Here is a 25,931-nt window from a genome sequence, read left to right as displayed (position 1 = left end):
TGGCGCCTGTGAGTTCCGCACAGGCTACTGTCTGCCCGACCTCCTGGTTTGGGAGGTTGCGCAGGCTGTGGGTCAGAATAACTACCAGTTGGCTGGAACTGGTCTCGATCTGGGTCTGATCCCAACCCTGCCCGAGGTGGATTATTCGCGGCACTCCACCGAGTCGGTGCTGGCAAACGAGAGCACCATTGATGAGCAGGAGAGCAAAGACGCTAAGACTATCTGGGCGAATATCAGGGTGCCGATGCCTGGCTTCAGCTACCGTTTGGTCGCCGTGCCGCGTGGTTCCTCCTGGGATTCCATTGCTTCAGAGCGAGGGTCTTGGTATTTCGCCAACGAAGAGGGTTGGGTCACCTCCGAGGATGTGGCTACCAAAAATAATGGCCTGATGAAGATGCAAGTGCCGGAGGGATTCCCGACCGGCGATTACCAGATGGCGCTGGTCTCCAAGCGCGAGCCGCAGAAGGATGCTTTGGGCAATTCAAAGGGCCAGACTGAGTACGACGTCATCAATATCGCGCCACTGCGGGTCACCGATTCCAAGGTTTTCACCTACACGGGCAATATAACTAAGGGTTCTGACGAGGCCGCCGAGAACGATAAAGCGCGGCAGGCCCGCGACGACGCTTACGGCAAGTCTCAGGAGGGCGAAGCCAGCTACACCGCACTGCCTGGCCAGAAGGTGTACACCAGCTATCTCGATTTGGGCGAGTCGCGTGACGCCGATGAGGGCACGCACCGCGTCGAGCTGTGCGATGCAGATGCCGACGGCAAACTGAAGCTGACTGAAGGCAAGCCAACCTGCCGCGAGGTCGATTCGCAGATTCGCCCCGACACCAAGAAGAATGCCAACGGCGTAGTTGAAGTCATTGAAGACCAGTTCGCCCACAAGTCAATGGGCGAGTGGAATGTGCCGGTCGACCTTGCTGCGGGCAATTATCTGATGCGGTTGGTGCACACTAAAGCTAAGCAGGATTTTGATGTTACTAAGCCGATAGACGTAGGCACTAACTACCCGCTCAAGGGCATGACCATCCCGCGCGATGAGGTCGTCGATCAGCGTCCGTTCACGGTTCTTGAGCCGTTCATCGATGCGGTCAGCAAGCCGTGTGGCGAAGACGGCAAGACCGCCGGCGATGTTTCCGTGACTCTAAAGGGCCTGCACAAGGGCACCAGTTACACGCTCACGTTTAAGCCCAACGGCGACGGCACCGAGATCTCCAAGCAGATCACGGCGTCTTGCGATGGTGACGGCATTTGCTCACAGCAGGTGACTTTCACTGAGGCAGAGCTGGACGGTATCCGCGCTAACGAGGCGAACACCGGGCGCGGCGCGTTGACGCTGGCGCGGGGTGACACGAAGCTAGACACCGACTCGATGAGGGTGCTTTCCCAGAAACAGTGTGAAACCACCGGCGGGTCGGCGCTGGGTGACGGCTGGGAGTGGGATCAGCCGGAGATTGTCCTGCCCTATACCGAGATTCACCTGGGCTACACGCCAAAGCAAAATGCCGATTACGCGACGGAGATAATACCGGATCCCGACACCTACACTCAGTTCAATCGCATTAAATACGGTGGTTTCTATAAGAACGGATACAACAAAAAAGGCACCGATGCCGAAACGGCAGATGCCGGAAAATCGCTTACCGAAGCCGACTTCGAAACAAACTGCGTGGAGAACCCGACCGTCGGCGAACTGAACACTAATGGTGAAGCGAATCGAGATCAAGACAAGAATAACAGCTCGTTTTGCCACATCCCCTGCACGGAGGGCACCGGCGAGGGTTCTTGCCAGCAGCTCTACGGGGCCCCGTATGGTACGCCGGTCTATCTGACCCCGTATCGCCGCAGCCTTAACAGTGGTGCCCTTGCTACGGAAAATGCTGTTGCGGGCACTAAAGAGGCTTACCGTAACGGCCCGATTCGCGTGGAGGTGCGCGACGGCAAAGACTACCAGCCCGGCAGCGTATTAAGTGATCGTACTAAGGGCGGTAGCCAGAGTTCCGGCCAGTTGATCGTGTGGAACAGTGACGGCAAGTTGAAGAACAGCGTCCAAACCAAGGGAGACTTTTCATCGGCTGCCGGTGGTAGCTCGAACATTGACTACGGTGCATGGCAGTTCTACAACAAAGTCACCGGCAAGCCAGTCGATGGTTTTAATGACATAGTTTGGCGCGTGCGTGGCAACGGCAAATACTACGATGCTGTCTCCGGAAACACGGGCGAGCGTTGGCCGACACTTGTCTGGGGAAACCAGCCAGGTGGCGGGTCAGACGACTCCCGCACCTGGTGGAGTAATAAGACTGTCTGGGGAGGCTTACAAGGTGATAAGAAACGTTGGGAAAACGAGGTCGGTACAAACAAGGATCCCGGCTACTTCCTGGTTCGTCCCGGTGGCGAGAAGATGCCGAACAAAGACATCGTCCTGTGCAGCCCCAAGATGCAAAGGAATGATGACGGCAGTATTCCTGTAGACCAGATCACCGGCAAACTCAATACACCTGATGGTTGTGTTACTCCTCCAAACAAGTCCGAGCTGAACGTCGGTGTTCAGGTGCTCACCTTCGACTACCAGACCCAGAAGGCCGGCGACTACCTCAGTCGCGAGTGGATGTCCGAAACGAAGGTGCTGGACAAGAACGGCAACCCCGTGCTGGATTCAAACGGCAACGAGGTGATCCACAAGGGCGTTAACTCTGAGCGTGCTTTACCCAAGGCCCAGACCAAACAGGCTGTGTTGGTTCCCTACAACGCCCGCAGGTTCTACAACGAGAACTGGTCGAACCCGCGTCCGCACCAGTTCCACTGGGGCGAGCCGGTCGGCTTTGACGGGCGTTGGATTGTCGGACAGTACAACACCAAGGACTTCAACACGAAATCCACTGACAAGACCGAAGGTGGCGACTGGGCCTCGAAGCAGTGGGACACCTCCGATTGGACGTGGGACGCCCAAAATAAGGTATTTAAGACGGATAGTCTTGTCGACTGGAATGCAAAAGGCAGCTTCTGCAAGTACATATTCCGTTACCACAACGGAACCAACTATGCTGGCACCATTTCTAATGGCTACAACAACCAGAAGTTAAAGTTCATTCCGAAATACGAGCAGGAAAAGCTCTGGCGTGAGCTTGGCCTCGACATCGTCACGGTTATGTACAACGGCGATAACAATAACCTGCCCAGCGAACGCGTCGGCTGTGTGATCTCCACAGACGCCGAGGACGGCGTGCCGATCTATTCCAAGGGCAGTTTCATGGATAAGTACCGAAACACTCGTGGTAGAGCAGGCTTCGAGGCCCAGAATTACGACAAGAATCTTGAGGAATCGCTACCTGACGAATGGAACGGCAAACCCGCCAACTTCAATCCGCATAGCGCGGCTAATAAGCCCACGGGTCGCCTGCGCTACGGCGCTCCGCTCGGCATCCACGACCTGCAGGTCGACGTCATTGACGAGCCGCAATTCGCCTTTGGCACTCCCAATAGTCGCATAACGCTTCCCGAGCCTTGGCGCATCGAGGTTCTTCCTGACGTCGACCTGAAAGATCCCGTCATTACAGCCTGGACCGGCGAAGGCGCTTTCTCACCGGCTATGGATGGGGAGCAGCCTGCTTCGGGCACCACCGTCTGGAAGCAGGGTGACACCTATCGTGTGCATCGCGGAGATAACTTCGACCTGAAGTTCTTGGCTGGGCCTAAGGCTGGCGAGGCGGCATACCAGATCAAGAAGTTCGAGCCGATGGGCGACAACCGTCCTAAAGGCGTGAACCTCGGTGAAGCTAACAACGGCAAGTGTCTCACCGATGAGGGCGATGCTTTGCTTGCCACTGGCGATCCGGCGACGTGCAATAAGCGCATTATCAAGCTGGACGGCACGGTCGCGGGTGATGCCACGCTGGGCGTCTACCAGTACAAGGTGACGGCGACCAGCACCAACTCGTCCGACCACGGCGAGCACGAAGAGATCTCGTTCATCATGAACATTGAGGTACTGGCCGAGCCCGCTGCAAAGCCGACGCTTAAACCTGCCGATTTCTACGGCACGGTAAACAACCCGGTGACGTGGGGCCCGCTTGAATACACCCTGGGCAAGAACTCCGATGGCACCGACCAGAAGCTCGACTCCATGAGAGTGGTGAACCCTGCTCAGCTACCCGAAGGCGTCAGTTTCGGCACTAGATGCGAGATCCCAGGTGGCGAAGGCGAGCCGTGTAAGAAGTACGGCTACTACTTCATCGGCACGCCGACTAAAGAACAACAAACCTGGGTTGACGTCGAGTTGACCGTCCGCAACAATGACGGCAAGACCGCAACTGTCACCGCCAGGTACAACATGACGGTCGCCAACAACGAGACCGTTCTTACCGCGCAGACAATAACCGGTGAAGCAGGCACCTTGTTGGAGACCGAGACCAACTACGTTGGCAAGCCGATCAACTCGAAAGACGGGCACAAGTCGTACTCCCTGTTTGGCATGAATGGCGTCACGGCCAACATGAAGAAGGGTAGCGGGTTCACGCTGGAATACGAGACGCCACCGGCTGATGCGGCCGAGCTGAATAAATATCCGGTGCTCTCGCTAGAGGAAGTGCGCGACGCCCGCGGCAACCTAACCGATGTCGTGTTCAAGGGTCAGCTGAATAACGTCGGCGAATACAAGATGGTTGCTCGCTGGACCTACCAGGACGGCACCGTGGTGAAGGTCGCCAAGCTACCGATAACGGTGACGGTTGAGGACGCCACGCCTCCGAATATCGACGGGATAAACGATCAAGAGGTTTACCTTGGCGAGAACGGCCAGGTTGCTGCCGACACAGTTATCAACAACGTCTATGTCAAAGACAACGACGGCAAGGGTAGCTACCCGGTTGCGATAACTGGCCATAGCGCGACGGACACTGACCTGACTAGCGCCACATTCTGCGCGCCCGTTGTGGGTGACGGCGGAACTGCCAATAAACCCAGGAAGGTTTTCCACCAAGGCATCGAATACACTGAGGACGTTGGTGGCCAGACGCTGACCTTGACCGGCCAGCAGGGCAGGCTCAACGACAGCGGCGTGTTCGAGCCAGCAACCGACGTGGTTAACGACCCGTGGCAACTGACTGTCGGCACGGAGGGTAAGTCGGCGGGGACATACATGTGCCACGTGAACTTCACCGACGCCACCGGCAACACAGATCGCAACACCACGCAGTTCAGCCCGAACAAGTCGCTGAACAAGACCACTCATGTCGACGAGAACTGGCTTGGCGAGCGCACGTTCCTGCTTAACATCAAGCAGGCGTTGGAGCTGAACGTTATGCCCGACGAGGAGACGATCGTTAAGGGTTCGCCGATGTTCAGGCCGATGAACGTTGAGGCTTTCTCTCACGGGAATCCCTCGAAGATCAACGTTCAGACGCTTTGCGCCCCGTCCCAGGCCTCTGACGGCTCCGTTGACGGCCTACCTTCCGATCAAAACGGCCAGCCTTCGGTGGGGATCAGCGACACCAAGTTCGGCGTCGAAACGCCTAACGCCGACCAGATCGGTCTGGACGGCTACAAGGCGCGTACTGTCGCGAAGATTGACGGCAACGCAAACGACGCCCAGGTTGGCACGTACAAGTGTTACGTCTACGCAGTGGGCGAGGGCTTCACACTGAATGACGACGGCACGGTGAGTGGCGACGGCACGCCCATTGAGGGTGTCAACTGGGTGCGTAAGCCGATCACGGTTCATGTTGTCGAGGCTGTACTGCCCAAGACGGGCGTGTTTAGCCTCAACTACGTCGCGGGTTACGCGGCGCTGTTGATAGTTGCTTTGGCAGGGGGTGGCTACCTGTATCGGACTAGACGTGGAGAGTCCAGGGCTTAAATGGGGTCCGCCGGTAGGACAGCTGAAACTGGCCGATCGCTGGAAAGCCAAATAACTCATCTTGTGCCTGCTGGAGAGATCCGACACGCACAAGTTGGGACGAGATAACCAGCAATTCGAATCCTGGACATAGTAGGGGCATCGGAAGATGCCTGGCCCGAAACTTCGGGCAGCAAGGACATCAACCGATGTCAAAATGACATTGAAAGGAAAGAAAATGGCTAAGAAAAAGTCATTCCGAAAGCTGCTAGCAGCAGCTTTCGCGCTGACGCTAGTCGGCGGACTGGGCGCTGGCGGAGCAGCGAACGCTGCGCCCACTGGCACTGCCCCTTGGGCAGACGGAGCACCGACCACGGGCTCGATCAAGATCATCAAGACAGATGACAAGAACGGTGGCGCCAAGGTTGAAGGCGCTGGCTTCACCGTCACTCAGGTCGCCAAAATCGGCAATGATGACGTGAATACCACTACCTACGCCGGCTGGGAGACCATCGCCAAGAACATCGATGCGATGAATAAGGGCACCGCTACCGTTACTCCCGGCACTGTGCATCCTGAGCAGAAGACTGACACCAATGGTGAGACAACCTTCTCTAACCTCCCGGTAGGCCTCTACCAGGTCGAGGAGACCACGATCCCTGCTGGCCACACCGTGGATGTCAAGAAGTTCTACATGACCATCCCGGAAATCACCGGCACCGATTCGACCAACCTGACCTACAACTACGACGTAACCGTTAACCCGAAGAACGTCAACGAGTCCGGCAACGTCACCAAGAGCAACCCGTCGGGTAGCATTGTTGGCGCGGGAGCTAATACCAGCTACACCGTTACCGCCAAGCTGAACAAGTCCAAGGGCACCGAACAGGGCGCCAAGGATCTGACCAAGGCCGATATTCAGGGCTTCGCCATCTTCGATGACGTCCAGGTTGACGCTTTCGAAACTCCCGCCGCGGCAGTTGTAGGTGATGTGAAGGTCGGTGACACCAAGCTGACTCTCACCGATGATTACACTGTTTCTGTCACACCCGACCCGGCTGGTTACACCGCTGGTACGCGTACCCGTGTCCAGGTGACCTTCACCGACGCCGGCCTCACCAAGATTGCCACTGCCGCTAACGCTGCAGCTGGCACCAACGTTCAGGTAACCGCTGTCTTCAACCTGAAGCTCAAGGACGATCTGTCTGGTGCGAAGAAAGATAATGCCGGTAACGTTGTCGTAATCAACAAGTTCGGTTTCATTCCCGGCAACGGTGAGGGCGAGAACCCCTCCGACCCGGTTGTCCCGAACCCGGGCGATCCCGATCCGAACAACCCTAACCCTACAGACCCGACCATCAAGTTCGGCGATTTCCAGATCAAGAAGACCGACGCCACCGATAATGCTGCACTTTCGGGCGCAGAGTTCATCGCCTTCGCCCAGAAGGCTGACGCCGAAAACTGCGTTAAGACCGACGATCGGTCGAACTGTGCAGGAGTTGCTGCTGAGTACAGCACCAAGACCACCGGCACTGACGGCAAGACTGAGGCTTACAAAGCCAAGGTAGGCCAGGAATTCTATGTGGTTGAGAAGAAGGCTCCGTCGGGCTACATCCTCTCCAACAAGGTGACTGCGGTCACTGTTACTGCTGGTAGCAACATCTTCGAGACCGGTATCACCAACATCCGGACCAAGGACTCTGGCAAGTGGTTCAACCTGCCTCGCACCGGCGCCATCGGTGTTGGCATCTTCGCTCTGCTGGGCGCTGGCCTGGTAGCTGGCGGTACCGCAATGCACCTGCGTTCGCGTCGTCGTGAAGACGCCTAACAACGCAGCGGTAGATAGCCGTTGAACAGTGGGGGGCTGGCCAAACGGTCAGCCCCCCACACTCTCTCAAACCACACGCAGGCTAGGTACTGCGAAAAGACACGGTAGGAAGAATGAACGAAGATCTCCAAGGCCACAACGAGGCAACCGGCAAGGCTGCGCGAACCTCTCTTGCAGACGACGCTTATACTCCCGACCCCGAATACCGAGCCATTCGCGGCTCGGACGACCAGGCCAACGACAAGAAAGATCGCCGAAAGCGCTGGACACCACTAATCTTCATTCTGCTGGGCGTGCTCTGCCTGGCATACCCGATCACCTCCACGGTCTGGAATAATCATCAGCAGAAAATCGTCAGCGAGGCTTACAAAGACCAGGTGAATAAGCAGTCGCAGGAATTGAAAGACTCCTACATCAAGCGTGCCAGGGAATACAATGACACCCACAAGGGCTTCCCGGTGCTCGACCCGTACCTGGGCAACGTGGCCCCCGACTCGCCCGAATACCAGGAATACCTGAATGTGCTCGACCAGCCGAGCGGCATCATCGGCGTCGTCAAGATCCCCAAGATCCAGGTCAAGTTGCCGATACGGCACGGCACCGACCATGACACCTTGAGTGCCGGTGCCGGCCACATGTTCGGCTCCGACCTGCCGGTCGGCGGTGTCGACCGACACACGGTCATTACAGCTCACACCGGCCTGCCGACTTCCACCATGTTCGACCGGCTGACCGACCTGAAGATCGGCGACGAGTTCTTCCTCGAGGTTCAAGACCAATCATTCGGTTATCGCGTCACCAGAATCGACGTTGTGAAACCCAATGACCCGTCCCTGCTCGGCCGCGAAAAGGACAAGGATCTGGCCACCCTGCTCACCTGCACGCCCTACGGCATCAACTCCCATCGGCTGCTGGTGACCGGCGAGCGAATCATGCCGACCCCGCAAATCCCCGCGGTCGACGGCACCCAGTGGTCGTGGTGGATGATCCTGTTCTTGATTGCGATCGTGATTTCGCTGCTGATCGCGACCCAGGTGGCCCGCTACACGGCTGCCAGGCGCAAGAAAGAGAAGGAAGAGGAATCCGCCGAGGGTGCTGAGGCTCCCGATTCACTTGCCGAACTCGCCTAGCCAGACTCGTTTTCCGTCCGGAAAACCTGGCTTATTTGAAGAATGCAGAGGCGTGGCGGCCTGGTGCTTCGCAGATTGTGGGTCAAGACTTGTTAGATGAGTGATGGTCATGCCTCACTTATCCATCATGGATGTCTTGCCTGGCGTAGTGAGCATAAGTGATTATGCAAATCGCACATTTTAGAGTTGTGTGGAGGCTAACGTAAAGCCTGGTGGGTGTTCGAGGAGGGCGCTCTTCTTGCCGCGACGCCCGTGGGGTGTGACGACGAAGTCGTTGGATTTGAGGGCGCGGGCCTTTCCTCTGCTGATCCCCGTTAGGCGGGTGAGTTCAGCGAGGTTCACGGTATCCAAGCTGAACGAATCACCTTGTTCCGCGCGCATCTTGTTGAACGCAGTGTCTAAATCTCTTGTAAGTCATTACATTCATTCATCATTCTCCTTTCCTGACGCACTAGCGCCGTCAGTGTAAGCCTGGAGGGAATGTAATGGCTGTTTTAATTGCCTCGGATTGGCTATTTTGGCCTGACCCTGAATGGCTAGAATAGCCCGACGCTAACATGGGCAAACCCAGTAGGAACTGATGAGGAATTGATATAGTTAAAATGTGTGGTAAGGACTATCCTTTTGAAGGTGGTTTTTGTGGAAACAGTTAGGCGTTCCGGCATTTGGTGCGGTCTTTTGGCTTTTGTAACCGCATTGTGTCTCGTGGTAGGGGGAGCGGGCACGGCTGTGGCCGAGCCGGCTGAAGCGGGCCCCGTTCCAACGAGAAGCGCGGACCCCGTTCCAACGACAATCTCCGCATATACTCCCGGAGGGTTCCTGCCGGGGGCGGATGGCAAGGCACCGATCTACGGTTCGGTGAGCGCAATTTGGCCTGGCGGCACCGAGGCAAAATTGCCTGGGGCTACGGTTAGCCTGTATCCCCATCCCACGTCAAAAGAGGACAGAGAGTCTGGCGCTGTCGCCCCCGTCTATCAAGCAACCACCGATCAGAACGGCATGTACCAGTTCACCGTGGATGCCTCTCCGAGTGGGGACCGGGACTTTGACATAATGATCGAGTATAAAGGCGTCAAAAGGGTGTATGGCAATGTTGATGATGAAGATTCTGACAGTGCCACATACGTCAAACGTCGACTGGTCGTTCGCCCAATTCTCACCACTGAGGCCGATCTTGACGAGGCGGGCACTATACAGGGGAAACTGGCTGAGCCCAAGGAGCTCGAGCTCAAGCGCGACCAGCTAGTTGACTGGGACACGTACCTGTTGGGACGCGGCACAAACCTCGGGGGTAAGAAGGCGCCCGGATTCGACGTAATGCCGATCGAGCGGTTGAAGGCTTATGACAAGCTATCGAGTGCCTTTGCCGCCCACGGGACCAGGATAACTGCCGTCGATGAGAACGGGAATCCGGTCGACCCGAGCCAAATCACCGCAAACCCTGGGACCTACACGGTCACCTACGAGATTGGCTTTGAGCTTCCCACGACAGGCGATGAACCCATAAGGGGTTACCTCACGCCCCGTAGCGGTAAAGAGTACCCCGGAGAGTTTCCTGCAGAGGGCAACCGCATGGTGCTGGGCAGCGCCTCCCTCACGGCAAAGGTGCCCTATAAGCTTTCCTACGATGCCAACGGCGGGGAAGGCGCAACCCCCGACGAGGCATCGTTCATGAAGGGTGCTTCGGTTACTGTTGCGGGCCATGGCGAGCTGAACAAGGGTAAAGCGGAGTTTACCGGCTGGAACACGCAGGCCGACGGGAGCGGCACGTCGTATTCCGCAGGTCAAGAAGTGACCTTCGACGCCGACACCACGCTGTATGCCCAGTGGAAAGAGGTGCCCGCCAAGACGATGAAGGCCCCCAAGCTGGCTGCTACTGGCAGCAATATCCCCTATCTGTTCGAGGTAGCTGCGTTCGCATTGCTCGTAGGCTCTGGCATTGCAGCCTTCAGCAAGCTGGCTCGGCGTCGCCGGGAATAGGCCGACAATCGTGTAGGCGTCAAAGAAACTGCCGACTGAGCGCTGGAGTGGTCGCAGGATTTCTTTCGACTGGCTCTCACCGTATCTGAGCGGCGGCGGCTCCCACAGTGGGGTCGCCGCCGCTTTTGCTTACTGGTGCGCGACTGCATGGTTGATTTAAAGGCACAGCGCCGAAGAGCCTCGTGGATAACGCTCATGAAACTGCTTGAATTCTCAGCTGTCGCGCTCTCGACACTAGGGACGCAGGTATCCCCGCCGCTCTATCGGAGACCTTTCTTCTGCTCGATAAGGTCAAGCAGCTCCTGGCGAGTGTGCGCGCCCAATTTCCCATACATCTGACGTATATGGGTCTTTGGCATGGACTCCACGCCCAGCTCGGTCACCACCTTTTCGACCTCCCGCGTGGACACACCCATGAGGTACATCTCGGCGACCGGCGCGACGAGCGCACGGTCGACGCGCCAACGTGGTAGTTGCGTGAAACTCGGCACAAACGCCAAAAGATATTGAGGTGAGGAGTCGCGAATCCCTATCATTGATACTTGCGCCTTATTATGCCCGAGGTGATCCGTATCCACCCCGCTGTATCAGGCGCTGAGCGGGATGGACGGAGTCAGATAATGGGCGAAGGCGTGTGTGCGCACCGAAAATGCAGGGAAGGATCCCCTTTGGCTGCCAGTAGCACTGCCAACCAGCCCAGGAACCGCATCTCATTCGCTAAGCTCGCCGAACCGCTTCAGGCCCCGAACCTTCTGGGCCTGCAGGTCGAGAGCTTCGATTGGCTGCTGGGCAATGACGCGTGGAAGGCTCGCGTCGAAGCCGCTAAGGCGGAAGGCCGTAACGACGTCCCCGACGTCTCCGGTCTTGAAGAAATCTTCGAAGAAGTTTCGCCGATTGAGGACTTGGGCAAGACCATGTCCCTTACGTTCAGGGAATGCCAGCTCGAACGACCGAAGTACTCGATCGAAGAAGCAAAGACCAAGGACTACACATACTCTGCACCGATGTATGTGACCGCGGAGTTCATGAACAACGAGACCCTTGAGATCAAGCGTCAGACCGTGTTCATGGGCGATTTCCCGCTCATGACCCCGCGTGGCACCTTTATCATCAATGGCACTGAGCGTGTTGTCGTCTCGCAGCTCGTCCGTTCCCCGGGCGTCTACTTCGAGCGCGTTTCCGAACGTTCCACCGACCGTGAAACGTTCAGCGCAAAGGTCATTCCTAGCCGCGGCGCATGGCTCGAATTTGAAATCGACAAGCGCGATTCTGTTGGCGTTCGTATTGACCGCAAGCGCAAGCAACCTGTCACCCACTTCCTCAAGGCAATCGGCATGACCGAATCTGAGATTCGTGAAGAGTTTGCCGAATACCCGGTGCTCCTCGAGACCCTCGAAAAGGACACCGTCAAGACCCAGGAAGAAGCCCTCGTTGACATCTACCGCAAGCTCCGCCCCGGCGAGCCCGCAAACGTCGAATCGGCACGCACCCTGCTGAACAACTTCTACTTCGATTCGAAGCGCTACGACCTGGCAAAGGTCGGTCGCTACAAGATCAACAAGAAGCTCGGCACCGACGCAGATCCGAAGGCTTCGACTCTCTCCATCGATGACGTCGTTGCAACCGTGAAGTACATGCTCGCTCTGCACAAGGGTGAGAAGACCTTCCTCGGCACCCGCAACGGTGGCGAGGTTGTCGAACTCCGTGTTGAAGCGGACGACATCGATCACTTTGGTAACCGCCGCATTCGCGCAGTTGGCGAGCTCATTCAGGCGCAGGTCCGCGCAGGTCTGTCCCGCATGGAGCGCACCGTCCGCGAACGCATGACGACCCAGGAAGCCGACTCGATTACTCCTCAGTCGCTGATCAATATCCGCCCGGTTGTTGCAGCGATCAAGGAATTCTTCGGCACCTCCCAGCTGTCGCAGTTCATGGATCAGAACAACCCGCTTGCAGGTCTGACGCACAAGCGTCGTCTGTCGGCTCTTGGCCCTGGCGGTCTGTCCCGTGAACGCGCAGGCATGGAAGTTCGTGACGTTCACCCGTCGCACTATGGCCGTATGTGCCCGATCGAATCCCCTGAAGGCCCGAACATTGGTCTGATCGGCTCGCTCGCAACCTTCGGTCGCATCAACCCCTTCGGTTTCGTTGAGACCCCGTACCGCGTTGTTCGCAACGGAAAAGTCACCGACGAGGTCGAATACCTGACCGCAGACGACGAAATCGGTCACTACATTGCACAGGCCTCGTCCCGTCTGAACGACGACGGCACTTTCGCAGAAGACCATGTCCTCTGCCGTGTCGCCGGCGAAGACCCGACGCTGATCCTGCGCGACCGAGTTGACTACATGGACGTGTCCGCACGTCAGATGGTGTCTGTTGCAGCAGCGTTCATTCCGTTCCTCGAGCACGACGACGCAAACCGCGCACTCATGGGCGCGAACATGCAGCGTCAGGCAGTGCCGTTGCTGACCACCGAAGCGCCGCTGGTCGGTACCGGTATGGAACGTCGTGCAGCACAGGACTCCGGTGAAATGATCATCGCCACCCACGCTGGTGTTGTTTCCGAAGTTTCGGCAGACATGATCATCGTTTCCACGGACGAAGGCGGTCGCGACACCTACCGTCTTGAAAAGTTCGAACGTTCGAATCCGGGCAACTGCACCAACCAGCGTGTCATCGTCGACGAAGGCGACCGCGTTGAGGCCGGCTCCGTCTTGGCTGATGGTCCGGCAACCGACAACGGTGAAGTCGCACTCGGCAAGAACCTGCTCGTCGCCTACATGTCGTGGGAAGGCCTCAACTACGAAGACGCGATCATCCTGTCGCGTCGCGTCGTTGAAGAGGACGTCCTCACCTCGATCCATATCGAGGAATACGAGGTCGACGCCCGCGAAACCAAGCTCGGCGAAGAAGAAATCACCCGCGATATCCCGAACGTCTCCGAAGAGTCACTCGCTGACCTAGACGAACGTGGCATTATCCGCATTGGTGCCGAGGTTACCGCTGGCGACGTTCTCGTTGGCAAGGTCACTCCGAAGGGTGAAACTGAGCTCACCTCCGAAGAACGCCTTCTGCGCGCAATCTTCGGTGAGAAAGCCCGCGAGGTTCGCGATACCTCCCTGCGTGTTCCTCACGGCCAGGAAGGCATCGTCATCGGCGTCCGCGAATTCAACGACGAAGAAGACGAACTCAACCCTGGCGTTCGACAGACCGTTCGCGTCTACGTCGCCCAACGTCGCAAGATCACCATTGGTGACAAGATGGCAGGCCGCCACGGTAACAAGGGCGTTGTCTCCAAGATTCTGCCGGTCGAGGACATGCCGTTCCTCGAAGACGGAACCCCGGTTGACATCATCCTCAACCCGCTTGGTGTCCCCGGCCGTATGAACGTCGGCCAGGTACTCGAATACCACCTCGGCTGGCTCGCTCACCAGGGCTGGGATGCTTCCAAGGCTGTCGAGGCCGGCGAAGCATGGACCCGTCACCTCCCGGCTGACGGCATCACCACCGAACCTGAGACTCTCGTGGCAACCCCCGTGTTCGACGGTCTTGAAGCCGACGAACTCGCAGGCCTGCTGCGTAACGTGAACCCGAACCGCGACGGCAACCGTCTGACGAACGAGCAGGGCAAGGCCCGCCTGTTCGACGGTCGTTCCGGTGAACCGTTCCCGTATCCGATCGCAGTGGGCTACACCTACATGCTCAAGCTCCACCACCTGGTTGACGACAAGATTCACGCCCGTTCAACCGGCCCGTACTCGATGATCACGCAGCAGCCACTGGGCGGTAAAGCCCAGTTCGGTGGCCAGCGTTTCGGTGAGATGGAAGTGTGGGCGCTCGAAGCTTACGGTGCAGCCTACGCGCTCCAGGAACTCCTCACAATCAAGTCGGATGACACGACCGGTCGTGTGAAGGTCTACGAAGCGATCGTCAAGGGCGAAGACATTCCTGAGCCCGGAATCCCCGAGTCCTTCCGAGTTCTCATCCAGGAAATGCGCTCGCTGTGCCTGAACGTCGAAGCTCTCGACGCAGCCGGCAACGCCATTGACCTGCGTGATCAGGAAGAAGACTTCAACGCGCGCGAAGACCTCGGCATCACGCTTGATGCCCGTCCGAACGCTGCGGCGACCATCGACGCGATCTGATAGGGAGAGATGACTTTGCTGGACGCCAAAACGTTCGACAGCCTGAAGATCACCCTGGCCACAAGCGATGACATCGCTTCGTGGTCACACGGTGAAGTCAAGAAGCCGGAGACCATCAACTACCGCACGCTCAAGCCCGAGCGCGACGGCCTGTTCGGTGAACAGATCTTCGGCCCCACACGCGACTGGGAATGCGCGTGTGGCAAGTACAAGCGTGTCCGTTACAAGGGCATCGTGTGTGAAAAGTGTGGCGTCGAGGTCACGCGCTCTAAGGTTCGCCGCGAGCGCATGGGCCACATCGACCTCGCCGCACCGGTCACCCACATCTGGTACTTCAAGGGCGTGCCCTCGCGCCTCGGTTACGTGCTGAACCTCGCTCCGAAGGACCTCGAAAAGGTCATTTACTTCGCCGCATACATGGTCACCGAAATCGACGAAAAGGGCCGCGACGAGGACCTCATGGATCTGCGCGCTGAACTCGAAGTTCAGAAGAAGCAGATGGAAGACCGCCGTGACGACGCCATCAACCAGGCAGCCGAGAAGCTCGAAGCTGACCTCGCTGCTCTCGAAGCTGATGGCGCCTCCGCCGCGGAACGCGAAAAGCTCCGCAAGAGCGCCGAGAAGGACATGGCGCGCCTTCGTAAGCGCTTCGACGGTGACATCGACGGTCTTGAGGTCGTGTGGGATAATTTCACGAACCTGAAGGTCGGTGCCCTGATCGGTGACGAGCGCCTCTACCGCGCGATGGTCGCCCGCTACGGCACCTACTTCAAGGGCGACATGGGCGCAGCTGCCATCCAGAAGCGCCTGGAAACCTTCGATCTTGAAGCCGAAGTCGAATCCCTCCGTCAGACCATTGCGTCCGACTCCGGGCCTCGTAAAGCACGTGCCATCAAGCGCCTGAAGGTCATCAACGCCTTCATCGCGACCGGCAACTCGCCGGCATCGATGGTCCTGACCAAGATTCCGGTTATTCCGCCGGACCTGCGCCCGATGGTTCAGCTGGACGGTGGCCGCTTCGCGACCTCCGACCTCAACGACCTGTACCGTCGAGTGATCAACCGCAACACCCGACTCAAGCGACTGCTTGAACTGGGTGCGCCGGACGTCATCGTCGCGAACGAAAAGCGCATGCTGCAGGAATCTGTAGACGCGCTCTTCGACAACGGCCGCCGTGGTCGCCCCGTTGCAGGCCCGGGCAACCGCCCGCTGAAGTCGATCTCTGACATGCTCAAGGGCAAGCAGGGTCGCTTCCGTCAGAACCTGCTCGGTAAGCGCGTCGACTACTCTGGCCGTTCGGTCATCGTCGTCGGCCCGCAGCTGAAGCTCCACCAGTGTGGTCTGCCCAAGCAGATGGCACTCGAGCTCTTCAAGCCCTTCGTCATGAAGCGCCTCGTTGAGAAGAACTACGCGCAGAACGTCAAGGCAGCGAAGCGCAAGGTCGAGCGTCAGCGCCCCGAGGTGTGGGACGTCCTCGACGACGTTATCCGCGAGCACCCCGTGCTACTGAACCGCGCACCTACCCTTCACCGTCTGGGTATCCAGGCGTTCGAGCCTCAGCTCATTGAAGGTAAGGCCATTCAGCTGCACCCGCTCGCCTGTGGCGCGTTCAACGCTGACTTCGACGGTGACCAGATGGCAGTCCACCTGCCACTGGGTGCCGAGGCTCAGGCTGAAGCGCGTATCCTCATGCTGTCGACGAACAACATTCTGAAGCCGTCCGACGGCCGCCCCGTTGCGATGCCGTCACAGGACATGATCATTGGCCTGTTCCACCTGACTTCGGAACCGGATTCGACGATCGAAGTTGCCAAGGATTCTGCCGGCAACCCCATCGTTCCGTCGTTCTCCAGTGCCGCTGAAGCGATTATGGCGTTCGACATGGGTCTGCTTGACCTCAACGCGAAGGCTCTCATTCGCTTCGACGGCATCGTTCCGCCGGCCGATTGGGAAGCACCTGAAGGTTGGGAACCGGGCGACGATGTTCTGCTCGAAACCAGCCTCGGTCGCGCGATCTTCAACGAGCAGCTACCGGTTGACTACCCGTTCGTGAACGAGGTCGTCGGCAAGAAGCAGCTCGGCCAGATCGTCAACACCCTGACCCAGCGTTACCCGAACGTTCTGGTTGCAGAATGCCTCGATGCCCTGAAGTCGGCCGGCTTCCACTGGTCGACGTGGTCGGGTATCACGATCGCGTTCTCCGACATCCAGGCGTCGCCGCGCAAGGAAGAAATTCTTGCTGAATACGAGGCTCGCGCAGCCAAGATTCAGGAAGACTTCGACGCAGGCTTCATCCTCGAAGAAAACCGCTACAAGGACCTCGTTGACCTTTGGCTCGAATGCACCCAGAAGGTTGCAGATGACATGCGCGGTAACTTCGACGATCGCAACACCGTGTACCGCATGGTCAACTCGGGCGCGCGTGGTAACTGGTCACAGGTCCAGCAGATCGCAGGTATGCGTGGTCTGGTGTCCGACCCGAAGCAGAAGCTCATTGAGCGTCCGATCAAGGCGAACTACCGCGAAGGCTTGACCGTTCTCGAGTACTTCATCGCAACGCACGGTGCTCGTAAGGGTCTTGCTGATACGGCACTTCGTACCGCAGAGTCTGGCTACCTGACTCGTCGTCTGGTTGACGTCTCGCAGGACGTCATCGTTCGTGAAGAGAATTGTGGCACCCGCCAGGGCGTCAAGATCAAGATCGCGAAGAAGGTCGACGGCGTTTGGGAGGCTCTCGAAACGGTTGAGACCACCGCATATGCGCGTAACCTTGCCCGCGATGCTGTGAACGAAGCCGGCGAGGTCGTCATGCCCGCAGGCACCGATCTTGGTGACGATGAGCTCATCGCACTTGCGCAAGCAGGCGTTGAAGAGATCACCTGCCGTTCCGTCCTCACCTGTGAATCGCAGGTCGGCACCTGTGCTGCCTGCTACGGTCGCTCGTTGGCTACCGGCAAGCAGGTTGATATTGGTGAAGCAGTTGGCATTATCGCCGCTCAGTCGATTGGTGAGCCCGGTACTCAGCTCACGATGCGTACGTTCCACACCGGTGGCGCCGCATCTGCAGCTGATATTACCCAGGGTCTGCCACGCGTTCAGGAACTCTTCGAGGCTCGTAGTCCGAAGATGGAAGCAAAGATGAGCGAGGCCGCTGGTCGCGTTCACATTGATGACGAGGATCCGTCGGTCCGTCGCATCATCATCACTCGTGATGACGCGAAGGAAGATGACGTTATTGAGGTCTCGCGTCGTCAGGAGCTTCTTGTTTCTGAAGGCGAGCATGTCGAGGCAGGTAAGCCTCTGACTGAGGGTCAGCTTGATCCGAAGGAAATCGTTCGCATCATGGGGCGCTCCGTCGCGCAGAAGCAGCTTGTTGACGAGGTCCAGAAGGTCTACCGCGATCAGGGCGTCGGTATCCACGCGAAGCACATTGAGGTCATCGTTCGCCAGATGTTGCGTCGAATTACCATCCTTGAGCCCGGTGATACGACTTTCATGCCCGGCGAGCTTGTTGACCGTATGGCTTACCTGGCGCAGAACCGCAAGGTCGCTGCCGAGGGCGGGCAACCTGCTTCCGGTCGTCAGATGCTTATGGGTATCACGAAGGCGTCGCTGGCAACCGACTCGTGGCTGTCGGCGGCATCCTTCCAGGAGACGACGAAGGTTCTCACTGAGGCAGCGATGAACGGCAAGTCTGATTCGCTCGTTGGCCTGAAGGAGAACGTTATTCTCGGTAAGCTCATCCCGGCTGGTACCGGCTTGTCGCGTTACAACCGAGTCACCGTTGAGCCGACTGCGGAAGCGCTTGCTGCTTCGAACTACACGCAGATGGATTTCCAGGATGGTGGGGTGTCCGAGGACTTCCTTGATGCCCTTGGTGCGATCGACTTCGGTATGTCATTCCGTGAGTAGTAGTTGCTCTTTAGCTAGGCAATGACTGGCTAAATACGAGGCGTGGCGCTTGATGCGATTTGTTCGCTCGGGCGCCACGCTTTGTATATGTTGTCGTCTGTCTTTCGGCGCTTGTTCACCGTCGGCGAACGGTGAACAAGCGCCTGTTCGCTCAGAGCGAACAGATTGTATTTGGTGCGCCGTCGAACGAGCGCGGGACACAGAAGTTACGAAATGTGACTGTAAATCGTGAACAAGCGCGGGGGTGAGGAAGCGGTATCAGACCCGAGACGACACCGTAGTGCCTAGGCAGTGGCAGGGGTGCCGAGTGGCAAGGGTGGAAATGTCAGTAAAAACGGTGGATTGATTCGGTCAGTAGAGACAGGCGAGGTGTCAGGCGTGGACGCGAGCGCGTCTCATAGTGGCCGGACAAGCGTCAACCTGCAGAAGTAGCATGAACACGGAATTCAATATCTTCGAACAGTCTGACAAGTCTTCCCAACGGAAACGGATGAACTGCCAACCGTCGGCCTCTAATTGTGTCTGTCGTTGAACTTGCTTGGCCGTAGCCTCGTCAATCTCTAAGTCACTGTCCCCGTACTTGAAACGCCCGTCAAACTCGATTGCGACGTGAGCCTCAGGAAAGCAGAGATCGAAGAAGAAACGGTTGCCGTTACTTGTGACTTCGTACTGCGTTTCAATGCCAGCTAGTCCGCTTGAACGCAGAATCCATAGGATGTGGCTTTCTCCAGGACTCTCGCACGCGGCATCGGCGTGAGCGAACAGCCAAGAGCCGTCCGCGCGATGGCGGTGGCCCGATTCGAGCTGTTTGAACTGAGCGATCAACGACTGCCTGAGTGTTCGAAGGCGTTTTTTGAATCCAATGCTTCTGCTTCGTGTGTTCTCAATCAACAGGCGCATCCCCGAGCAAGCCATCGAGAAAGCTAGCGCACCGCACTCCTGCACTGCGAGCGTCAACAGCGCGTCATGTAAGGTCAAACTCCGCACTCCATCAATCCTGCACCAGTGATTGGCGATAGGAAGCATCCGGTGAAACACGATTGTGGCGCGACTGGCTAGTACTTCTTCGCCGAGAGTGACCGCTGGTAACGCCTTTGCGGAACGCGTTGAATTTGACAGGGAAGCCATATGGACGTCGCCGGGGTAATCAAACGCGCGGGCACCGTGCAAGTACGCTGCTGATATACCCGTTGGAACGCATCGCGGATGAGTGTGCTGAACAGCGATAATGCGAGCAAGTTGGACGGCCTGTTCACGTTGCCAATGCTGAGGAAGTGTCGAGAGGTAGGTGACGCTCAGGAAAGCGCCTCTTCGTATTTCGACGTTGTACATGAGTTCGTCGCGCGAAGCTCGGTGCGGGCGGGTGAATGTCATTGCCTTGCGGACGTCGCGGATGCGAGGCGCCTGGAAACGGTGCATGAGGACCTCGATTGTGGGCTGCGGGGGAAAGTAGGTGTCTAGCTTCCGCGATGGAGAGGGAATGTGCGAGGCTCCCTAGAGCGAAATGTTGATAAGTCGGGGTGTGTGAAAACTGTGGAAAACTACCGCGCTTGTTCACCGTTGCGGAACTCAATACGGGGAGGGAAGCGCGTAGTTTTGCGACTTTGGCGCGCTTGTTGAAGCAAAGCGCTCCTAGGCGTTCAAGTCCGTCAGGGTTTGGAAAAGGGTTCGCGGTGCCCTAAATGAGGAGTCGTTGGTGGTGAACAAGCGCGGTGGGTGGGGCGGGAGGTGGTGAACAAGCGCGGTGGGTGGGGCGGGAGGTGGTGAACAAGCGCGGTGGGGGAAGTGGGGCGCACCTCACGAGTTGTGCCTTTGACCAAGAAACCCCAAGCCTCGTAAACTAGACGAGGTTCCCGTGAATTTACGGGTTCTCTTTCGTCAGCTTTCGCTGACAGCGGGCTCCGTCCGTCGGAGCTCCGGGCGTCATTCTCTGGCCAGCCGAACGGTGGCTATCATGGCGCACCGGCCCCTTGGCGGACATGCGTGTGTCCGTAAGGGGATTCGTCAAGCCATGGATGACTAGACAAGGGCCTTTCGCAATTGTTCAATCGAAAGGCCTCCGACGGAAAGAAACTGGAGAACCAGTGCCTACCATTCAGCAGCTCGTCCGCAAGGGTCGTAGCTCGAAGCGCTCGAAGGTGAAGACCCCGGCGCTTAAGGGCTCGCCTCAGCGACGTGGTGTGTGCACCCGCGTGTACACCACCACCCCGAAGAAGCCGAACTCAGCCCTCCGTAAGGTCGCTCGTGTGCGCCTTTCGTCCGGCATTGAGGTTACGGCGTACATCCCCGGTGAAGGCCACAACCTGCAGGAGCACTCGATCGTGCTCGTTCGCGGTGGTCGTGTGAAGGACCTCCCGGGTGTCCGTTACCGTATCGTTCGTGGCTCCCTCGACACCCAGGGTGTTCGTGGTCGCCAGCAGGCTCGTTCCCGCTACGGCGCGAAGAAGGAGAAGAAGTAATGCCTCGTAAGGGCCCAGCTCCTAAGCGTCCCCTCGTCGACGATCCGGTCTACGGCTCGAAGGTCGTGACCCAGCTCGTCAACCGCGTACTCCTCGACGGTAAGAAGACCGTTGCAGAGCGCATCGTTTACGGTGCACTGGAGACCGTGCGTGAGCGCACCGAGCAGGAACCGGTTTCGGTTCTGAAGCGCGCTCTTGACAACATTCGTCCCGCCCTTGAGGTTCGCTCCCGCCGTGTTGGTGGCGCGACCTACCAGGTTCCGGTTGAGGTTCGCCCCGCGCGCGCCACGACCCTTGCCCTGCGTTGGCTGGTTGACTATTCGCGTCAGCGTCGCGAAAAGACGATGACCGAGCGCCTCGCGAACGAGATCCTGGATGCCTCCAACGGTCTCGGCGCCGCCGTGAAGCGTCGTGAGGACATGCACAAGATGGCCGAGTCGAACCGCGCGTTCGCTCACTACCGCTGGTGATTTTGGGTGACGAGGCCGGGATCTTCGGTCTTCGTCAACCTTAATTTTGCCCGCGAATTCACAATCACTTCGAGCGAAGGATCGCACTCGTGGCACTAGACGTGCTTACCGACCTTAACAAGGTTCGAAACATTGGCATCATGGCTCACATTGATGCCGGCAAGACGACCGTGACGGAACGCATCCTGTTCTACACGGGCATTAACTACAAGATCGGCGAGACCCACGACGGCGCCTCGACGACCGACTGGATGGAACAGGAAAAGGAACGCGGCATTACGATTACGTCCGCCGCTGTTACCTCTTTCTGGAACGGCAACCAGATCAACATCATCGACACCCCCGGCCACGTTGACTTCACGGTTGAGGTTGAGCGCTCCCTGCGTGTGCTCGACGGCGCTGTTGCAGTCTTCGACGGTAAGGAAGGCGTTGAGCCACAGTCTGAGACCGTGTGGCGTCAGGCTGACAAGTACGAGGTTCCGCGTATCTGCTTCATCAACAAGATGGACAAGATGGGCGCTGACTTCTACTTCTCCGTTTCGACGATTAAGGATCGCCTCCACGCGACCCCGATCGTCATGCAGCTCCCGATCGGTGCAGAGAATGACTTCGAGGGTCAGGTTGACCTGCTCTCGATGGAGTCCCTGCGCTACCCGGCAAAAGACGACAAGGGCGAGGCAACCCTCGGCTCCCTCGTTGTTCGTGGCCCGATCCCCGAGGATCTGCAGGAACGCGCGGAAGAATACCGTGAACTCATGATCGAGGCTGCTGCGGAAGGCTCCGACGAGCTGACCGAGGCATACCTGGAGAATGGTGAGCTGACCGTCGAGCAGATTAAGGAAGGCATCCGCCTGCTGACGATCTCTGGTCGCGCATTCCCGGTTTACTGCGGTACCGCTCTTCGTAACATGGGTGTTCAGCCCGTGCTCGACGCGGTTGTTGACTTCCTCCCGTCTCCGCTGGACGTTGAGTCCGTCCGTGGCTTCAAGCCCGGTTCGGAAACCGAAGAAGAGACCGAGTCCCGTAAGCCTGACGAGAACGAACCGTTCGCAGCTCTTGCATTCAAGATTGCTGCTCACCCGTTCTACGGCAAGCTCACCTTCGTCCGCGTGTACTCCGGCAAGGTGGACTCTGGCGCACAGGTCTTGAACTCCACCAAGGGCAAGAAGGAACGCATCGGCAAGATCTTCCAGATGCACTCCAACAAGGAAAACCCCGTGGATCAGGCACATGCTGGCCACATCTACGCGGTTATCGGCCTGAAGGACACGACCACTGGTGATACGCTCTGCGCAATCGACAAGCCGATCGTTCTCGAATCGATGACGTTCCCGAAGCCTGTTATCCAGGTTGCGGTTGAGCCGAAGTCGAAGGCTGACCAGGAAAAGATGGGCGTCGCAATTCAGAAGCTCGCCGAAGAGGACCCGACCTTCACGGTCGAGCTCGACGCTGAGACTGGCCAGACGATCATCGGTGGTATGGGTGAGCTTCACCTGGACATCATCGTTGACCGTATGCGTCGCGAATTCAAGGTTGAAGCAAACGTCGGTGCTCCGATGGTTGCCTACCGCGAGACCATCCGCAAGAAGGTCGAGAAGTACGAGTACACGCACAAGAAGCAGACCGGTGGTTCCGGTCAGTTCGCGCGTGTCATCATCGCTCTCGAACCTATCCCCGCAGGCTCCGAGGAAGAGTACGAGTTCGAGGACAAGGTCACTGGTGGCCGCGTTCCGCGCGAGTACATTCCTTCGGTTAACGCTGGTATCCAAGACGCCATGCAGTCCGGTGTTCTCGCCGGCTACCCGATGGTTGACATCAAGGCAACGCTCCTCGATGGTGCGTACCACGAAGTTGACTCTTCGGAAATGGCGTTCAAGGTTGCCGGTTCGATGGCTTTGAAGGAAGCCGCGAAGAAGGCAAGCCCGGTTCTTCTTGAGCCGATCATGGCCGTTGAGGTCCGTACTCCTGAGGAGTACATGGGCGACGTCATCGGCGACCTGAACTCCCGTCGTGGACAGATTTCGTCCATGGATGAGCAGCACGGTATCCGCGTCGTCAAGGCACAGGTTCCGCTCTCTGAAATGTTCGGATACGTTGGCGACCTGCGTTCCAAGACGCAGGGCCGTGCAGTGTACTCGATGGAGTTCGACTCCTACGCGGAAGTTCCGCGTAACGTCGCTGACGAAATCGTCGGCAAGTCCCGGGGCGAGTGAGTCCCGATCAGTCGCGTTTCGCTACGCTCGCGCTAAGAAATTAGCGCGAGCGTAGCGACCCGCCTCACATACCAACAATTTCCATGTAGGTTTCGGCCGGCTGGGTGTTAGAGTTGCACGTAGCCAAAGGCTAGAAAAACTACCCGAGTCCAGGAGGACACAAGTGGCGAAGGCCAAGTTCGAGCGCAGCAAGCCGCACGTCAACATCGGTACCATCGGTCACGTTGACCACGGCAAGACCACGCTTACCGCAGCAATCACCAAGGTTCTGCACGACAAGTACCCGGAACTGAACGAGTTCACCCCGTTCGAAAACGTCGACAACGCTCCTGAAGAGCGTGAGCGTGGCATTACGATTAACGTTTCCCACGTCGAGTACCAGACCGAGGCGCGTCACTACGCACACGTTGACGCCCCCGGCCACGCCGACTACGTCAAGAACATGATCACCGGTGCAGCTCAGATGGATGGCGCAATCCTCGTTGTCGCCGCCACCGACGGCCCGATGGCTCAGACCCGCGAGCACGTTCTGCTTGCTCGCCAGGTTGGCGTTCCGACGATCCTGGTTGCCCTCAACAAGGCCGATATGGTCGACGATGAGGAAATGCTGGAGCTCGTTGAGGAAGAGTGCCGCGACCTGCTCGAGTCCCAGGACTTCGATCGTGACGCCCCGATCATCCAGGTTTCCGCGCTGAAGGCTCTCGAAGGTGATCCGCAGTGGGTTGCTAAGGTCGAGGAGCTCATGGAGGCAGTCGACACCTTCGTGCCGACTCCTGAGCGCGACATGGACAAGCCGTTCCTCATGCCGATCGAAGACGTCTTCACCATCACCGGCCGTGGCACCGTTGTTACCGGTCGTGTTGAGCGTGGCAAGCTCCCGATCAACTCTGAGGTTGAAATCCTCGGTATCCGCGAACCGCAGAAGACCACCGTTACCGGTATCGAGATGTTCCACAAGTCCATGGATGAAGCATGGGCAGGCGAGAACTGTGGTCTCCTCCTGCGTGGCACCAAGCGCGATGAGGTTGAGCGCGGTCAGGTCGTTGCCGTTCCCGGTTCGATCACCCCGCACACCAACTTCACCGGACAGGTCTACATCCTCAAGAAGGAAGAAGGCGGTCGTCACAACCCGTTCTTCTCGAACTACCGTCCGCAGTTCTACTTCCGCACCACGGACGTGACCGGCGTCATCACCCTCCCCGAGGGCACCGACATGGTCATGCCGGGCGACACCACCGAGATCACCGTCGAGCTCATCCAGCCGATCGCTATGGAGCCGGGCCTCGGCTTCGCGATCCGCGAGGGTGGTCGCACGGTTGGTTCCGGTCGTGTGACTGCGATCGAGAAGTGATCGACTCCGGTCGGGCGTTCCGCTGAGGCGGCTCGTCCGGACCGGGTGAGAGCTTCGGTCCAGCGGACCTCGAAGGGCCGCCATCCCCGTCAGGGGGTGGCGGCCTTTTCGCTTTTTGTGTGTGCTTGTTCGTGGTTGTTTGCGTGCTTGTTCGTCGTGTTTGCGTGCTTGTTCGTCGTGTTTGCGTGCTTGTTCGTCGGGGCGGCGTCGACGGCGGATACGGAGTACACGGTTAAAGGGTCGGTGTCGGGGCACTTTGCTGCGTTGGCGTCGAAGTCGGCTGCGACGGGTGGTCGTGATATTCAGTTCAAGTTCACCTGGACTGGTGAGCAGACGCCTGAGGGTGCGGATGCGAAGACTCAGGTGGGTATTACGTACACGGTGAAGTACAAGCCCGCCCCGGCTGGGCCGAACAACCCGACACCGTCTGACCCCCCGAACACCAACAATTCGAGGCCGCGAAAGATCGCGAAGACCGGCTTCAATGGAACGCTCGTTGGCGGACTCGGAATCCTCTGCCTGGTTGCGGATGTGTGTGCAGTTCGTCAGAAATGCGACTGAGACGCCCAGCGTCATTAGCGAATACTAGGGTGACTGTGGA

The 25,931-nt window shown here is 58.1% G+C and carries 13 protein-coding genes; 11 read left to right on the top strand and 2 right to left on the bottom strand.

What is annotated here, in order from left to right; translation table 11 throughout:
- Window positions 1–67: 67 nt before the first annotated feature.
- From HMPREF9241_RS06610 to HMPREF9241_RS06590, 4 genes are all read left to right on the top strand, one after another.
- Window positions 68–5,860 (top strand): hypothetical protein, encoded by a 5,793-nt coding sequence (locus HMPREF9241_RS06610; RefSeq protein ID WP_006681513.1) that lies wholly within the window; start codon window positions 68–70, stop codon window positions 5,858–5,860.
- Window positions 5,861–6,077: 217 nt separating this feature from the next.
- Entirely contained in the window at window positions 6,078–7,667 is a 1,590-nt protein-coding gene (locus HMPREF9241_RS06605) for a SpaH/EbpB family LPXTG-anchored major pilin (RefSeq protein WP_006681512.1), read from the top strand.
- Between the two features lie 113 nt (window positions 7,668–7,780).
- Window positions 7,781–8,797 carry a class C sortase gene (locus tag HMPREF9241_RS06600; protein WP_006681511.1) on the top strand — a complete coding sequence of 339 codons (1,017 nt, stop codon included), beginning with the start codon at window positions 7,781–7,783 and terminating at the stop codon, window positions 8,795–8,797.
- Window positions 8,798–9,526: 729 nt separating this feature from the next.
- Window positions 9,527–10,777, top strand: a complete 1,251-nt coding sequence (locus HMPREF9241_RS06590) for an InlB B-repeat-containing protein (protein WP_207326475.1) — start codon at window positions 9,527–9,529, stop codon at window positions 10,775–10,777.
- Between the two features lie 260 nt (window positions 10,778–11,037).
- Here the strand turns inward: HMPREF9241_RS06590 and HMPREF9241_RS09805 are convergent, their stop codons facing one another.
- A complete protein-coding gene (locus HMPREF9241_RS09805) occupies window positions 11,038–11,313 on the bottom strand; it encodes a transposase (protein ID WP_006681509.1) in 276 nt (91 codons plus the stop codon).
- Between the two features lie 132 nt (window positions 11,314–11,445).
- On the opposite strand from HMPREF9241_RS09805, the gene rpoB reads away from it, so the two are divergent.
- The gene (gene rpoB / locus HMPREF9241_RS06580; protein WP_006681508.1) at window positions 11,446–14,925 is read left to right on the top strand and encodes a DNA-directed RNA polymerase subunit beta; all 3,480 of its coding nucleotides are present in this window, start codon (window positions 11,446–11,448) and stop codon (window positions 14,923–14,925) included.
- Window positions 14,926–14,940: 15 nt separating this feature from the next.
- Window positions 14,941–18,837: a DNA-directed RNA polymerase subunit beta' gene (locus HMPREF9241_RS06575; RefSeq protein WP_040318664.1), complete on the top strand. Its 3,897-nt coding sequence runs from the start codon at window positions 14,941–14,943 to the stop codon at window positions 18,835–18,837.
- Window positions 18,838–19,209: 372 nt separating this feature from the next.
- Here the strand turns inward: HMPREF9241_RS06575 and HMPREF9241_RS08790 are convergent, their stop codons facing one another.
- Complete coding sequence (locus HMPREF9241_RS08790) at window positions 19,210–20,256, bottom strand: hypothetical protein (RefSeq protein WP_006681506.1); 1,047 nt, start codon at window positions 20,254–20,256, stop codon at window positions 19,210–19,212.
- Between the two features lie 665 nt (window positions 20,257–20,921).
- Here HMPREF9241_RS08790 and rpsL point away from each other — a divergent pair.
- The 5 genes from rpsL to HMPREF9241_RS06545 all read left to right on the top strand — a co-directional run bounded on the left by rpsL (window position 20,922) and on the right by HMPREF9241_RS06545 (window position 25,891).
- A complete protein-coding gene (gene rpsL / locus HMPREF9241_RS06565) occupies window positions 20,922–21,296 on the top strand; it encodes a 30S ribosomal protein S12 (protein WP_006681505.1) in 375 nt (124 codons plus the stop codon).
- Window positions 21,296–21,766, top strand: a complete 471-nt coding sequence (rpsG, locus tag HMPREF9241_RS06560; protein WP_006681504.1) for a 30S ribosomal protein S7 — start codon at window positions 21,296–21,298, stop codon at window positions 21,764–21,766. The genes rpsL and rpsG overlap by 1 nt, the downstream gene beginning before the upstream one ends.
- 89 nt (window positions 21,767–21,855) lie before the next feature.
- Window positions 21,856–23,979, top strand: coding sequence for an elongation factor G (gene fusA / locus HMPREF9241_RS06555; RefSeq protein WP_006681503.1), 2,124 nt, complete (start codon window positions 21,856–21,858; stop codon window positions 23,977–23,979).
- Window positions 23,980–24,142: 163 nt separating this feature from the next.
- Entirely contained in the window at window positions 24,143–25,330 is a 1,188-nt protein-coding gene (gene tuf / locus HMPREF9241_RS06550; protein WP_006681502.1) for an elongation factor Tu, read from the top strand.
- Window positions 25,331–25,507: 177 nt separating this feature from the next.
- The gene (locus HMPREF9241_RS06545) at window positions 25,508–25,891 is read left to right on the top strand and encodes a hypothetical protein (RefSeq protein WP_131367646.1); all 384 of its coding nucleotides are present in this window, start codon (window positions 25,508–25,510) and stop codon (window positions 25,889–25,891) included.
- Window positions 25,892–25,931: the final 40 nt, after the last annotated feature.

Source organism: Schaalia turicensis ACS-279-V-Col4 (assembly GCF_000296505.1).
Lineage (GTDB): Bacteria > Actinomycetota > Actinomycetes > Actinomycetales > Actinomycetaceae > Pauljensenia > Pauljensenia turicensis_A.
This window is presented reverse-complemented; position numbering and strand designations above follow the sequence as displayed.

What these genes read in the sequence shown, in the direction of transcription:
- HMPREF9241_RS09805 (WP_006681509.1), bottom strand. Translation starts at nt 11,313, where the DNA reads ATGATAGGGATTCGCGACTCCTCACCTCAATATCTTTTGGCGTTTGTG.
- rpsG (WP_006681504.1), top strand. Translation starts at nt 21,296, where the DNA reads ATGCCTCGTAAGGGCCCAGCTCCTAAGCGTCCCCTCGTCGACGATCCG.
- HMPREF9241_RS06600 (WP_006681511.1), top strand. Translation starts at nt 7,781, where the DNA reads ATGAACGAAGATCTCCAAGGCCACAACGAGGCAACCGGCAAGGCTGCG.
- HMPREF9241_RS06605 (WP_006681512.1), top strand. Translation starts at nt 6,078, where the DNA reads ATGGCTAAGAAAAAGTCATTCCGAAAGCTGCTAGCAGCAGCTTTCGCG.
- HMPREF9241_RS08790 (WP_006681506.1), bottom strand. Translation starts at nt 20,256, where the DNA reads ATGCACCGTTTCCAGGCGCCTCGCATCCGCGACGTCCGCAAGGCAATG.